General features: G+C 71.0%; 3 protein-coding genes. All 3 read left to right on the plus strand.

What is annotated here, in order from left to right:
• Positions 1-526 precede the first annotated feature (526 nt).
• The 3 genes from ABZ441_RS13630 (at position 527) to ABZ441_RS13640 (ending at position 15,119) form a co-directional block, all read left to right on the plus strand.
• A complete protein-coding gene (locus tag ABZ441_RS13630; protein ID WP_358972269.1) occupies positions 527-12,775 on the plus strand; it encodes an amino acid adenylation domain-containing protein in 12,249 nt (4,082 codons plus the stop codon).
• Positions 12,772-14,112, plus strand: a complete 1,341-nt coding sequence (locus ABZ441_RS13635; protein WP_358972271.1) for a hypothetical protein — start codon at positions 12,772-12,774, stop codon at positions 14,110-14,112. Before ABZ441_RS13630 ends, ABZ441_RS13635 begins: the two co-directional genes overlap by 4 nt.
• Before the next feature lie 215 nt (positions 14,113-14,327).
• Entirely contained in the window at positions 14,328-15,119 is a 792-nt protein-coding gene (locus ABZ441_RS13640) for an alpha/beta hydrolase (protein ID WP_358972274.1), read from the plus strand.
• Positions 15,120-15,122: the final 3 nt, after the last annotated feature.

The raw sequence follows: 15,122 nt of genomic DNA on the forward strand, positions 1-15,122 counted from the left end.
CAAGTGTGCTGCCCTGCCCCGTCGACGGCGGGGTGAATTGCATTATCCGTACCTGTGATGACCATCACCCGGGCATCACTCGAAGATCTTCGCGGTCATGCCTTGCGGTCGCTCCCGAGGCAGGCCAGTGTGGGGGCCGAACGCCGGGGGAACAGGCGCGGCGTCGGGGCCGCTGCAGCGCCGTCACGCGACAGAAGATCTCTGCGGCCCGGTATCTCAGCACCTCTGCACGACAGTGTCACCGCACAACAGCACGTGCGCATCGAGGTAGTTCAGCACTTGGCATACTCGCAATTCTGACAGCGCGGACGGCTCACGACGCAGCCTCTCGTACGACTGCTCGTGGGGGGACGCCGCTCGATCTCGGGGGGATCGGCACGGGCGCACGGGGGACCAGACCCTGTGCGCACGCTTGGAACCGGTACATGCAGGGCCTTACAAGGCTGCCTCGTGCCGTTCCGTCGCCCTGCCCTGGACCGGTGGCGCCCGCAGGACGCGCCGCGGGTCTTCACGGGGAGGTACGGCAATGACGTCTTTGAGTTCCGTCCTGATCGGCAGCGGGAGCGTACTCGCTCGCTGCGGCGAAGTACTCGTGGCGAAAGGGCACCGCATCACAGCCGTGGTGACGGGTGACGCCACCGCCCGGTCCTGGGCGGTCAAGGCCGGCATCCCGCACCACGAACTCGCCGAGGCCGTGGAGCTCGCACCGCGGTTGTCCTGCGACCTCCTCCTGAGCGCCGGCAACTACGCGGTGGTGCCCGAGACGTTGCTGGGCTGCGCGACGCGAGCCGCCGTCAACTACCACTACGGCCCGCTGCCCGAGTATTCGGGCCTCCACACGCCGTCCTGGGCCATCGCGGACGGGGCGCGGGAGTACGGCATCACCTGGCACCGCATGGCCGAGGTGGTCGACGGCGGTGAGGTGCTGGCGCGGGTGCCGGTGGCGATCGGCCCCGAGGACACCGCTCTGTCGCTGGGCCTGAAGTGCGACGAGGCTGCCGTCGCCGGCCTGGCCGGCCTGCTCGACGAGATCGCGGAGGGCCGCGAGACCCCGACCCCCCAGGACCCGGCGAAGCGCCGGTATTTCTCGCGGCACACCCAGTTCGCCGCCGAGGGACTGATCGACTGGCGTCTCCCGGCCGAGCGCATCGCCGCCATGGTCAGGGCCACCGACTACGGCCCCTTCGCCAGCCCTTTGGTATGGCCCAAGGTCAACCTCGACGGGCACTTCTACGCCGTCCGGGCAGCGGACTTCCGGACCGGTGCCGCTTCCGCCGCCGATGACAGCGCCGATGGCACCGCGGGCGTACCCGGTACGGTCCTCTCCTGCGACGAAGCGGCCGGCCTGCGGGTCGCCACGGACGCCGGAAGCATCACCCTGACCCGGCTGTCCACGCTGGAGGGCGAGGAACGGCCCGCCGGCGCCGTCGCGGCGGCCCATGGGATCCGGCCCGGCACGGTCCTGGACGTCCCCGGCGAGGACGCGGGCACGCGTCTGACCGAGGCGGGCATCGGAGCCTCCAAGGCCGCCGGCCGCTGGCGTGAGCACCTGCTCGGGGGCGGCGACGACCTCTACCGCCTCCCCTACCCGCGGCCCCGCGCGGGGACCGGAAGCGGCCGGCAGGCGGAACCCGTACAGGTGCGATGCCACGTCCCGCTCCAGGCCGATGACGGCCCGGAAGCCTCCGCCGCGGCCGCCTCCTACCTGGCCGGTGCGCTGGGCATCTTCCTGAGCCGGGCGAGCGGCAGGCGGGAGGTCCACCTCGCGGTGGCGGCCCCTCGTGAGGGCGTCGACGCCGCGCACCGGGACCTGTTCGCCGCCTGGCTGCCCCTGCTGTGCCGTGTCGACGCCGGCACGTCGATCGCGGAGAATCTGCGCTCGGTGGGGCGGGAGTTCATCCGCGGCCAGCAGCGGGGATGGATCCGCCGCGACGCCGTCGGCCGGGACGAAGCGCTTCGGGCCCGCTGGAACAGCGGCGCACTGACACCGGACGTGCTGATCTCATGGGGCACGCGCGACGCCGCCGGCCACGGCTCCGGCGCCCAGGACGACCACCGTCCGAAACTGGAACTGCACATCCGGCAGGACGGTGCCGAGGAAGGCGCGCTCGTCACCTTCCACCACGACGCCACGCTCCTGGCTGCCGGGGACGTCGCCGGGCTGGCCGGCCAGTTCGCCGCATGGTGCGGCCGCCTCTCCTCCGCCGCTGAGCGGCTCCCGGCCGAGGCGGACCTCCTCACCGCGGACGAACGCACGTTCCTCGTGGAGGAGTTCAACGACACGGCCGGTGCCACCACGGACCTCCCCGAGCAGGGCCTGCACCAGCTGTTCGAACAGTCGGCACGCGACCACGCCCAGGACACCGCACTGGTCTGCGCCGACACCAGCCTGACCTACGCCGAGCTCAACGCCCGCGCCAACCGGCTCGCCCACGCGCTGGCCGGCCGGGGAGTGGGGCGTGGCGACCTGGTCGGCGTGGCCCTGGACCGGTCGATCGACCTCGTCGTGGCCCTGCTGGCGGTCGTGAAGACGGGCGCCGCGTACGTGCCCGTCGATCCCAGGTTTCCCTCGGAACGCATCCGCCAGATGGTCGAGGACGCCGATCCGGCGCTCATCGTCACCCCCGCCGAGACGCCCGCCGGCCTCGCCGCCTGGCAGAACCGCTGCGTGAGCGTCGACCTGGGTGCCGAACTGAGCCATGACGGGGACCTCGCGGTCGAGGTGGGCGCCGCCGACCTGGCCTACGTCATCTACACCTCGGGCTCGACCGGCCGCCCCAAGGGGGTCGAGATCACCCACGGGGCACTGTGCAACTTCCTGACCGCCATGCGGGAACGGCCGGGGTGCGATGCCACGGACCGGTTGCTGGCCGTCACCACCGTGTCCTTCGACATCTCCGCGCTGGAGTTGTTCCTGCCGCTGCTCTGCGGCGCGACCACCGTCGTGGCCCAGGCCCGGGAAACCCTGGACGCGAAGGCGCTCAGCGGGCTGATGGAGCGACACGCGATCACCATGGTGCAGGGCACACCCGCCACCTGGCAGTTGCTGCTGGAGGGAGGCTGGCAGGGCACCCCCACGCTGAGGAAGATCCTCTGCGGCGGCGAGAGGCTGCCCCGCGACCTGGCGGACCGGTTGCTCGCCACCGGAGCCCAGGTCTCGGTGTGGAACATGTACGGCCCCACCGAGACCACCGTGTGGTCCACCGTCTGGGAGGTGACGGCCCGGGCCGCGGAGGACGGCATCCTCATCGGCAGCCCGATCGACCGCACCCAGGTCTACGTACTCGACGAGAACCTGTCGCCGGTACCGCTCGGTTTCCCGGGAGAACTGTGCATCGGCGGGGCCGGAGTGGCCCGTGGCTACCGCAACGACCCCGGGCAGACCGGGCTCCGCTTCGCGGACAACCCCTTCCACCCCGGCACCCTCTACCGGACAGGCGACCTGGCCCGTTTCGTCGAGCCGGGCAGGCTGACACTGCTGGGACGGAACGACCGCCAGGTCAAACTGCGCGGCCACCGGATCGAGTTGCCCGATGTGGAGGCGGCCGTCAGCCGCCATGAGTCGGTCCGCCGCGCCGTGGTGGTCGGCCATGACGAGCAACTCGTCGCCTACTGCGTCCGCGACACGGCTCCGGCCGCTGCCCCGGCCGACCAGGGCATCGCCCTCGCCGAGTGGGCCGCCGCCTGGGACCGCGCGTACGAGACCGGCAGCGACACCACTCCCTCCGCCACCGGCACCGGTGCCGATCCCGCCGACGCCACGTTCAATCTGGCGGGCTGGCGCAACGGTTACGACGGGCTCCCCTTCTCCGACGGGGAGATGCGCGACTGGCAGCGGAGTTCCGTCCGGCGCATCCTCTCCCACGCACCGGAGAACGTCTTCGAGATCGGCTCCGGCAGCGGCCTGATGCTGTTCGGCCTGGCACCGCAGTGCCGTACCTACCACGCCGTGGACGCGTCCGCCACAGCCGTCGCGATGACCCGGCGCAACCTGGCCTCCCTGCCGCACGTGACCTGTGAGCAGCGCGCCGCCCACGAACTCCCCGAGGTGGCGGAGGGCGCCTTCGACACGGTGGTCCTGAACTCGGTGGCCCAGTACTTCCCCGGCGTCGACTATCTGACCTCGGTGCTGGAGTGGGCGACCAAGGCGGTCACCAGAGGGCGGATCTTCCTCGGTGACGTACGCGACCTTTCGCTGCTGGACGCCTTCCACGCCGACGTGGCGCACTTCCGGGCCGACAGGGAGGCCGCCGGGATCTCCGCCGAGGAACTGGCCCGCCGTACCGAACGGGGAATGCGGGCGGAGCGCGAACTGGTCCTCGGTCAGGACTACTTCGCCAATCTTCCGCACCTGTTCCCGCAGATCACACGCGTCGACATCACCCTGCGCGACGGCCGCTGCGTCAACGAGATGACGCGCTACCGCTACGACGTCACCCTGCACATCGGCGAGGACGCCCGACCCGCCACCCCGGCGGCGGAGAAGGACTGGCAGGCCGACGGCCTCGACCTGGCCGCGCTCCGCGCCGAGCTGGGTTCCGTCACCGACCGTCCGCTCCGGCTGAACGGCGTCCCCAACGGCCGGCTGGGCGAGGTGTGCCGCCGGGTCGCCCCGGCCCTGGAGATCATGGGCGCGCGCGCCTCGGTGCCGCCCACGTCCTGGATCGACCCCACCGACCTCGCCGACCTCGCCCATGCGGCGGGACTCGAACTCGCCCTGCTGCCCAGCCCCTCAGGCGGTGCCTGGCGGTGTGACGCCGTGTTCTGGCGGCCCGGCCGGACCCCCGACCTCAGCCCGCGCCCCGTCGAGGCGCTGGCCCGCGAGGCTCTAGGCGCGTACGCCAACACGCCCGCGGTCGGCGAACCGGCCAGGACCCCGCTGCACCGCGTGCTGCGCCCCTGGCTGGCCGAGCACCTGCCGGAGTACATGGTTCCGGCGTTCATCGTGGAGGTGGACGAGCTTCCGCTGACCCCGAGCGGCAAGATCGACGAGAGCGCCCTGCCGGACCCCGTGGTGGAGGTCGACGCCACCGCCAGGCCGGCCACGGAGCTGGAGCGGGACATCATGGCCATCTGGGCGGAGGTGCTCGGCCACGACCGGATCGGCGTCAACGAGAACTTCTTCGAGATCGGCGGCAACTCGCTGCGGGTCGTCCGGGTGCAGACGCAGCTGGAGGAACTGCTGGGACGTCCCCTCTTCGGAGCCAAGCTCTTCGAGCACTTCACCGTCAAGTCCCTGGCCGCCTACCTGGCCGGCGGCACCAGGACCAGCCGGGAGGTCGTGCCCGACCGGCGCCGCGCCGTCCAGGACGAGCCCATCGCCATCATCGGCATGGCCTGCCGCCTCCCGGGCGACGCCAACACCCCGGAGGAGTACTGGGAGCTGCTGGAGCGCGGTGGCGACGGGATCGTCGAGGTCCCCAAGGACCGCTGGGACGCCGAGGCGCTGTACGACCCCGACCCGGAGGTTCCCGGCACCTCGTACTGCAGCCGGGGTGGGTTCATCACCCCCATCGATCTCTTCGACGCCCCCTTCTTCGGCATCTCGCCGCGCGAGGCCCGATCACTCGAACCCATGCAGCGCACGGTGCTGGAGACCACGTGGGAGGCTTTCGAGCGCGCCGGCTACACCATGGACCGGCTGCGCGGCAGCCAGACCGGCGCGTTCATCGGCGTCGGAAAGAGCTCGGCGTACCACGAGTACGGCCTCACCATGGCCGGCGGGCTGACCGACCTCGACGGCTACGTGGGCCCGGGTTCCGCGGGCGGCACCATGTCCGGCCGGGTGTCCTACGTGTTCGGTCTGGAGGGGCCGACCCTCACTCTCGACACGGCGTGCTCCTCCTCCCTGGTCACCACCCACCTGGCCTGCAACGCGCTGCGCAACAACGAATGCGATCTCGCGGTGTCGGCCGGTGTCAGCCTGATGCTCACCCCCGAACTGCACGTCGAGTTCAGCCGCCTGCGCGGCATGTCGGCGGACGGCCGCTGCCGGTCGTTCTCCTCGGACACCGACGGAACCGGCTGGAGCGAGGGCTCCGCCGCGGTCGTGCTCAAGCGGCTGTCCGACGCCCAGCGCGACGGCGACACCGTCCTGGCCGTTCTGCGCGGCACCGCCGTCAACCACGACGGACACAGCGCCAGCCTGACCACGCCCAGCGGACCCGCCCAGCAGCGTGTCATCCGGGCCGCCCTGGGCACGTCCGGGCTCCAGCCGGACGACATCGACTATCTGGAGGCGCACGGCACCGGCACCAAGCTGGGCGACCCCATCGAGGGCACCGCACTCGCGGAGGTCTTCGGAGGCAGCCACTCGGAGGAGGTGCCGCTGTGGGTCGGTTCCGCCAAGTCGAACCTCGGGCACACCCAGGCCGCGGCCGGTCTGGCCGGCGTGATGAAGGTCGTACTGGCCATGCACCACGACACGCTCCCCCAGACCCTGCACGTCGCCGAGCCCACACCCGCCGTGGACTGGAAGGGCGCGGGCATGGCGCTCGTCCGGGAGCAGCGCCCGTGGCCGGCGAGGGAGGTGCCGCGCCGCGCGGGCGTCAGTTCGTTCGGTATCGGCGGTACCAACGCCCATGTGGTCGTCGAGGAACCGCCGCGGCCTGCCGCGAAGGACGCCGGGCAGGAGGCATCTGCGCCGCTGCCGTCCACGGTGCCGTTCGTGGTGTCCGGCCACACCGACGCCGCCCTGCGCCAGCAGGTGGACAACCTGCACCTGCACATGGGCATGAACATCCAGGACAGCCTCGGTGACGTGGCCCGCTCGCTGGCGACCACCCGTAGCCACTTCCGCCGCCGGCTGGTGCTCCTCGTCAAGGACAAGGCCGAACTCCTCGACAAGCTGGCCTCCTTCGCCCGCATCGGGGACCTGCCTGCGGAGGCGGTGCGCACCGGGACCCACACCGAGGAACCCCGGCTGGCCCTGCTCTTCACCGGCCAGGGCAGCCAGCTTCCGGGCATGGGCAGAGACCTCCACGACGTCTACCCCGTCTTCCGCGCGGCGCTCGACGCGGCCGCCGCCCGGTTCGACGGGCTGGAAAGGCCCCTGCTCGAGGTGATGTGGGCCGCTCCGGACAGCGAGGACGCGGCTCTGCTGCACCGTACCGACTTCACCCAGCCCGCCCTGTTCGCCCTGGAAGTGGCGCTCTGGCGGCTGTGGGAGAGCTGGGGTGTGCGGCCGGAGCTGCTGCTCGGCCACAGCATCGGCGAACTCGCCGCCGCGCACGTGGCGGGGATGTTCAGCCTGGACGACGCCTGCCGGCTCGTCGCGGCGCGCGGCCGCCTGATGCAGGCGCTGCCCGCCCGCGGCGCCATGGTGTCGCTGGAGGCAGGCGGCGAGGAGGCGGAGGCAGCCATCGACGCCCTCGGGCTGCGCGGCGAGCTGGCGGTCGCCGGGCTCAACACGCCCACGCAGACCGTGCTGTCCGGTGACACGGACGCCGTCGAGGGGATCACCGCCCACTTCACGGAGCAGGGCCGTAAGGCCAAGCGGCTGACGGTGTCCCACGCCTTCCACTCGCACCACATGGACGGCATGCTCGCCGAGTTCCGGGCCGTGGCGGAGACCGTCCGCTTCCACCCTGCGGAGATCCCCCTCGTCAGCAGCCTCACCGGCGAACCCGCCGCGCCGGGCGAACTGGAGCAGCCCGGCTACTGGGTCCGCCAGGTTCGCCACGCGGTCCGCTTCAGCGACGGCATGAGCAGCCTGCGCCGGGCGGGCGCGAACACCTTCCTGGAGCTCGGCCCGCAGCCCGTGCTGTCCGGCATGGGGGCGTCCTGTCTGGCCGACGAGGGGCCGGTGTCCTGGGTGCCGTCCTGCACCCCGGACAGGAACGGCGCCTCGGTCATCCAGCGGGGCCTGGCCGAACTGCACGTGCGGGGCGTCCAGGTCGACTGGGACGGCTACTTCGCACCCTTCGGCGGCGGCCGGGTGGCCCTGCCGACGTACGCCTTCCAGCGGGAGCGGTTCTGGTTCGAGCCGCCGCTGTCGCGGGAGGTCGGCGCCGGTCTGAACCCCACCGGCCACGCGCTCCTCGGCGGCGGTGTGGAGATCGCCGGCACCGAGCTGTCCCTGTTCACCAACGTGGTGTCGGCCGACCAGCCGGCGTGGGTGACGGAGCACCGGGTGATGGACGCCGTCCTCATGCCCGGCACCGCGTTCTTCGAGGCCATGCGGGCGGCGGGCGACGCCGCACACGAGGGCGAGTGGGACCTGTCGGACGTGGTCATCGCCTCGCCGCTGGTACTCGCCTCCGGTGTGCCTGTGCGGATGCAGGTCACCGTGGGTCCGGCGATCGGTGAGGCCCGCCCCGTCCAGGTCTACAGCGCGCCCGAGGGTGAGGACGGCGCCTGGCAACTGCACGCCGAGGGCCGGATCACGCCCGTGGAGGCTGCGGGTGCCGGCGTCGCGGTGACGGTCCCGCCCCCGGGCGCCGAGCCCCTCGACGCGTCCGCCCTCTACCGCGACCTGGACGCCCTGGGCTACGGCTACGGCCCGACCTTCCAGGGCATCAAGGAGGCCTGGCACGTGGGTGGGGAGGTGTGGGCCAGGGCCGCGTTGCCGGAGAGCGCGGAGCAGTCCGCCACCGGCTACGTCCTGCACCCGGCCCTGCTGGACTCGGCCATGCACTCGCTCCTGCTGACACAGCGGCTGCAGAACCGGACCGGCGACGACCTCTTCGTGCCGTTCGAGGCCGAGCGTCTGTCGCTGCGGGTCAAGGGCCTGGCGGAGATCTGGGTCCGGGTGGCCGACTTCGAGCTGGGTGACGGCGAGTTCTGGGCCTCGCTCGACATCCATGACAGCGACGGCGTCCACGTCGGACGGCTGCACCGCCTCCACGCACGGCGGGTGGACCGCGCGGTACTGCGCCGCCTGGCAGCGGCGGGTGTGGACCGTTTCCAGTTCGACGTCAACTGGCGCCATGTCGAGACCGAGAACGTCGAACTGGGCGGATCCTGGGGCATGATGACCCCGGCCGGGGACGTGCCGTGGGCGCGTGAGGTCAAGACCCGTCTGGCTCGTGCCGGTATCCAGGTGATCAAGATCCGGGAACTGGAGGACGCCGAGGACCTGGACGGCCTGGTCTGCCTGTGGGACTCGGACGCGGAGGTGCCGTCCCAGGCCCACACGTTCGCGGCCAGGGCGTTGGAGCAGCTCCAGGAAGCAGTGGGCGCGGAGTTCCGCACGCCGCTGGTCTGGGTCACACGGCACGCGGTGGGCACCGGCGCCGATGACATGGTCTCCGGGCTGGGCGCGGGCCCGCTGTGGGGGCTGATGCGTACGGCTCGCAACGAGCACCCCGAACTGGGCCTGCGCCTGATCGACCTCGGGGAGGAGGAGGCGGACCTCAGGTCCCTCCCCGCCGCGTTGATGCTGGAAGCCGAACCGGAGTGCGCCCTGCGGCGCGGTGAGGTACTGGTTCCGCAGCTGTTGCGCGTGGGCTCGGCTCAGGATCTGGAGATCCCGGCCGAGGGCCGTTGGCAGCTGGAGATCGCCGCCAAGGGCCGTCTGGACGAGCCGCTGACGGTGAAGTCCCTGCCCGAACAGGCCCTCGCGCCGGGCGAGATCCGCGCCGAGGTGAGGGCCGCCGGGGTGAACTTCCTCGACGTGCTCAATGCCCTGGGAATGGTCGAGATCCCCGCGTTCGGCCTGGAGTTCGCCGGCGTGGTCACCGAGGTCGGCGGCAGCGTCGACCAGGTGAAGGTGGGCGACGCCGTGCTGGGTCTGGCCCGGGGCTCCTTCGCCTCCGAGGTCGTCACGGACGCGCGCCGGGTGGTGCGCATGCCGGAGCACCTCAGCTTCGAGGAGGCCGCCACGATTCCGATGACCTTCCTCACCGCCTGGTACGGCCTGCACGAACTGGGCGCGTTGCGACCGGGCGAGCGGGTGCTGATCCACGCCGCGGCCGGCGGCGTGGGCATGGCGGCGGTGCAGTTGGCGCGGCTCCACGGCGCCGAGGTCTACGGCACGGCCAGCGAGCCCAAGTGGCCGGCGCTGCGGGAGCTCGGCCTGGACGACGCCCATCTGGCGTCCTCACGTGATCTGGGCTTCGTCGAGCGCTTCGGCAGGAACGGCGGCGGGTCGGGCGGAAGTTTCGACGTGGTGCTGAACTCCCTGGCCACCGAGTTCATCGACGCCGGTCTGGGCATGCTGGGCAGCGGCGGGCGGTTCCTGGAGATGGGCAAGATCGACGTGCGGGAGCAAGCCGCCATCGACCAGAGCCATCCGGGCGTCACCTACACCGTCTACAACCTGCCCGAGGCGGGGCCGGACCTCATCCAGCGGATGCTGGTCGCCGTCGCCGAGTTGTTCACGCAGGGCAAGCTGGCACCGCTGCCGCTGCGGGCCTTCCCCATGACCCACACCTCCGACGGCCTGCGCTTCATCGCCCAGGCACGGCACGTGGGCAAGGTGGTGCTGGTCCCCGCCCAGCAGCGGCAGTTCGTCCGGCCGGACGGCGCGGTGCTCGTCTCGGGTGGCGCCGGGGACCTCGGCCGGCGCGTGGCCGGGTGGCTGGCCGGCACCCATGGCGTACGCGACCTGGTGCTGACCTCCCGCCGCGGGATGGAGACCCCCGGAGCGCAGTCCCTGGTGGAGGAACTGTCCGAGCTGGGCGCGACCGCCACCGTGCTGGCCTGCGACGCGGCCGACCGCGACGACGTCGCCGCGGTGCTGGCCCTGTTCGGTGACGAACGCCCGCTGCGCGGGGTGGTCCACGCGGCGGGTGTGCTGGACGACGGCGCGCTGACGGACCTGACACCGGAACGGTTCGACTCGGTGTTCCTGCCCAAGGTGGACGGTCTGTGGCATCTCCACGAGCTCACCCAGGACACGGAGTTGGACTTCTTCGTGATGTTCTCCTCCATCGCGAGCGTCATGGGAGCGCCAGGCCAGGGAAACTACGCCGCCGCCAACGCCTTCCTGGACGCGCTCGCCCACCTGCGCCGGGCCAAGGGCCTGCCGGCCACCTCGGTGGCCTTCGGCCCCTGGGACGGTGCGGGGATGGCCGCCGGGCTCAGCGAGTTCGACCGCGCCCGCTTCGCCCAGCTCGGCCTGGACCGGCTGGCACCGGACGAGGGCCTGGAGCTCCTCGAGCTCGCCGCCCGGAGCAACCGCGCGCTGACCATGGCCGCCGCGCTGGACCTGAACCGCGTGCAGCACTACTACGAGAATCGTGGCGGCATACCGCCGCTGTTCCGCGCGCTGCTCAGCGGCAACGCAGGCAAGCGCTCCCGGGCCGGCGGTGGAACGGACCTGCGCAAGCTGCTGGGCGAGGCCACGCCTGAGGAGTACCCGGCCGTGGTGCTGAGCGTGGTCCGCGAGGAGGTGGCCAAGACCCTGGGCTTCGCCTCGCCGGAGGCCGTGGACATCGCCGTGCCGCTCCAGGACATCGGCATCGACTCACTGACCGCGGTGCTGATGCGCAACCAGCTCGCGGACCTGACCGGACTCGCCCTGCCGGCGAAGATCGCCTTCGATCACCCGAACCTCACCTCGCTGAGCGAGTTCCTGCTGGCGAAGCTGCTGGAGGCGGGGCTGGACGAGGCGCCCGGGACGGTCGCCGGCCCGGCAAAGACCGAGGCGGCCGAGGCCGCCGAGGCCACGGGCCCGGACCTGTCCGCGGCCCGGAAGGGCTGCCTGCACCCCGACCTCTTCTTCGGCAACGCCACCGCGGCGCCGGAACGCCCGGAGGCGGTCTTCGTCACCGGCGCCACCGGCTTCGTCGGCGCCTATCTGCTGCACGAACTGCTCGCCTCCGAGGTGGTCGCCTACTGCCTGGTGCGGGCGGACGACACCCGCCGGGCCATGGAACGCCTGGTCGGCACACTCGACGGCTACGGCCTGTGGAGGGAGGAGTTCGCGCCGCTGCTGAACCCGGTGGTGGGCGATCTCACCCAGCCGCTGTTCGGCCTGGACGCGGAGGCCTTCGACGAACTGGCCGACCAGGTGGACGCCATCTGTCACTCCGGCGCCCTGGTGGACTGGATGCGGCCGCTGGAGGACTACACCGGCCCCAACGTGGTCGGTACGCACGAGGCGCTGCGCCTGGCCTCACGCGGCCGTGGCAAGGCGTTCCACTTCGTCTCCACCTTCGCCACGCTGCCCAAGCACCTGGGGTACGAGGTCACCGAGGAGAACCGGGAGTACGGCTACCTGACCTCCAAGTGGCAGGCGGAGCAGATGGTGGCCGCCGCACGCTGGCGCGGCGCGAAGGCGTCGACGTACCGGCTGCCGTTCGTGGGCGCTTCGACGCGCACCGGACACTTCCGGCTCGACCGCGGCGACTTCCTGCACAACCTGATCACCGGCTCTCTCGAGATGGGGAGCTTCCCGTCCCTGGCCGCCGACCTCTCGGCGGTGCTGCCGGTCGACTACCTGTGCCGGACGATCGCCGAGGCGATGACCAGCGACCTGGGGCGCATCGGCAGGGACTACGACTTCGTCAACTCCGGGGCCCCCGCCTTCGACCGCTTCTTCGAGATGGTCGGTGCCGCCGGCGGCGGGGCGGAGATCCTGCCCTTCGACGAATGGCGGCAGCGAGCACTGGTCTTCGCCGCCGGACATCCGACCAGCCCCATGGCCCGGATCGCCGCCCTGGTGGACGACCTGACGGCGGACGGACTGGCGGACATGTTCGCCGCGCTCCCCACGGGAGGCGCCGTCTTCGGCGCGGAGGACTACCCGTCCCCGCCCGTGGACGAGGAATTCGTCCGCACCTATGTGGACCGCATCAACACTTCGGATCGAGGGGAGAACACGACGTCATGAGCGACGCTACCCAGAGGTCGGACGCGACGGTGGACGACGCCACGGTCACCGGCACCTACCGGAAGACCGGCACCTTCCTGCACTCGTCGGCGGCGGTGCACGCCGAACAGCTGTCGCCGGTGCTGGACAAGTACCAGGTGGACAAGGGGGAGATGGAGTCCAGGCTGCCTCCTCACCGGGCGCTCAACACGAGCTGTTTCGAGCCCGAAGGGATCCCCACCCAGGTCGTCCCGATGAACCTGGACGACGACCTGGCGGACAACCTGGCACGCCAGCTGCGCTGCCAGGCGGTGATCCAGGAGAGCTTCGCCGCCGCCTCGATCGGCAGCTACTTCCCGGTCTCCACCATGTTCGAGAACTGCGTGCTGTTCGTGCCCTCGGCGAAGCGCTTCTACGACCTCAACCAGGGCATCGTCCAGGAGCACTTCCCCGAGGTCGAGACCGCGGTGGTGAACGCCTTCATCGTGCCGGCCGAGAAACGGCCGTACGGAACCCACGCGGCCAGCTCGATCGCCCTTCAGATCCCCTCGCTGGTGAAGAAGCAGCTCGGTTTCCCCACCGAGTACCGCAGCTTCCACACCGCGCTGACCCCGACCCCGCTGAGCCGGCAACCCTTCGTGATCTTCGAGGAGGCCGAGCTGGAGGCCCCCAACCTCCCGTACGTCTACGAGAAGATGCTGGAGTACGGCCTGGAGGGCGAGGAGAAGGACGCCGTCGACAAGGCGCTGTACCTCTTCCTGGAAGGGAAGCTGTCCGAGTTGGACCTGCCGTCGGTGCGCGACTTCCTCATGGCGATGTACTGGGCGAAGACGTACGCGGACCGGCCGTCTCCGGGGTACTACTGCGACAGCCGGGTGGGTGACGCGCTGGTGTTCGACAACTACCGGGCGCACGCCGACAGCACCCTGCCCCGGACGGCCAAGGACCGCCTCACCATCGACCTGCGCTGCTTCAACAAGGTGCACTACCCGAAGGGCATGACCAGCGGTCTGGACTTCATCGTCGATCCGGACGAGCGCGCCTACCAGACCAGGCGCAAGTGGGCGTCGATCGAGTTCCTCCTCGCCACGCTCGGATACGAGAGCGTCGACGAGTTCCTGCGTCTGGTGTTCGGCGGGACGCGGCGCGCGGCGGACATCGATCCGTTCGGCCTGATGACCGACCTCCAGTTCGGCATCTACAACAAGTCCGAGTACCACCTGCTGGACCAGAACCTCGACGATCACTACGAGCGGGTCGAGGCCCTGTACGACCGCATCGCGAAGGAAGGGGAGTACGTCCTGCCGGAGCGGGCCAGGCAGTGTCTCGCGGCGCTGAGCGAGCAGCCCGGCAGCTAGGGATGTCCGCGAGGTCCCGCTCCGCCCGCTACGTCTTCCGGGCGTACGGCGGGACGTCGCGAACCTCTCCTGGGGCCTCTGCGCATCATGCCGGGTTCGGGCCCCGGCAGCGCACCCGACCGACGCGGCGAACGTTTCCGGCCTGCGCGACGGGCTGAGCTCGCCGGAGAAGAGGCGGCCGAAATGAGCCACCGACACCGATTGAGGAATGCACTGTGAGCCGAACCGAATCCGTGGACGACCTCGTGGAGCGCTTCTACACGGTCGTGAAGCTGCCGCACGATCCGTTCACGAAGGCGTTCCTCAATCGGTGCCGTTCGCACACCCTCAAGGTGAACGGCCGCTTCTACAAGTACTTCCAGAGCGGCAGTGGCCCGACCGTACTTCTCGTCCACGGCCTGAACACCAATCTGGGCAGCATGGTGGCCATCGCCGAAGAACTCCTCGCCCAGGGCTACCGGGTGGTCCTGTTCGACGTGCCGCCGCACGGGGAGGCACTGGGCACCACGTGCGATCCCTCCGAGATCCGCGCCCTGCTGCGCGCCCTGTACGACAGGCTCACAGGCCTCCGCGCCGTGGTCTGCCACTCCATGGGCGGCCTGTGGGCCCTGACCGCGTGGCACGCCGGGGTGTCCGCGCGGACCCTGGTGTCGATCTCCTCACCGCCCGGCAAGAAGTTTCTCGTCGAGAGGTTCGCCGAGGCGAACTCCCTCGACGACGACCGGGTGCGGGGGCTCGTCGCGGAAATCGAGAGAAGGTTCGGCGCGACGGTGTGGGACGAGTATTCGGCGCTTTCCGCAGCCCGTGCCAACGACGTGGCGGGGCTGGTCGTCCACGGCACGGCCGACACATACGTACCGCCGGCGCATGCCGGGGAACTGCATGCGAACTGGCGGAATTCCACCGTGGAACTCGTCGAGGGCGCCGACCACTTCGACATCGTGGAATCATCCGAAATCCGGAAGATCGTCTCCGCGCACCTGCGGAGCGTGGAAGAAACAAGGTAAGGG

Source organism: Streptomyces sp. NPDC005752 (assembly GCF_040630715.1).
GTDB lineage: Bacteria > Actinomycetota > Actinomycetes > Streptomycetales > Streptomycetaceae > Streptomyces.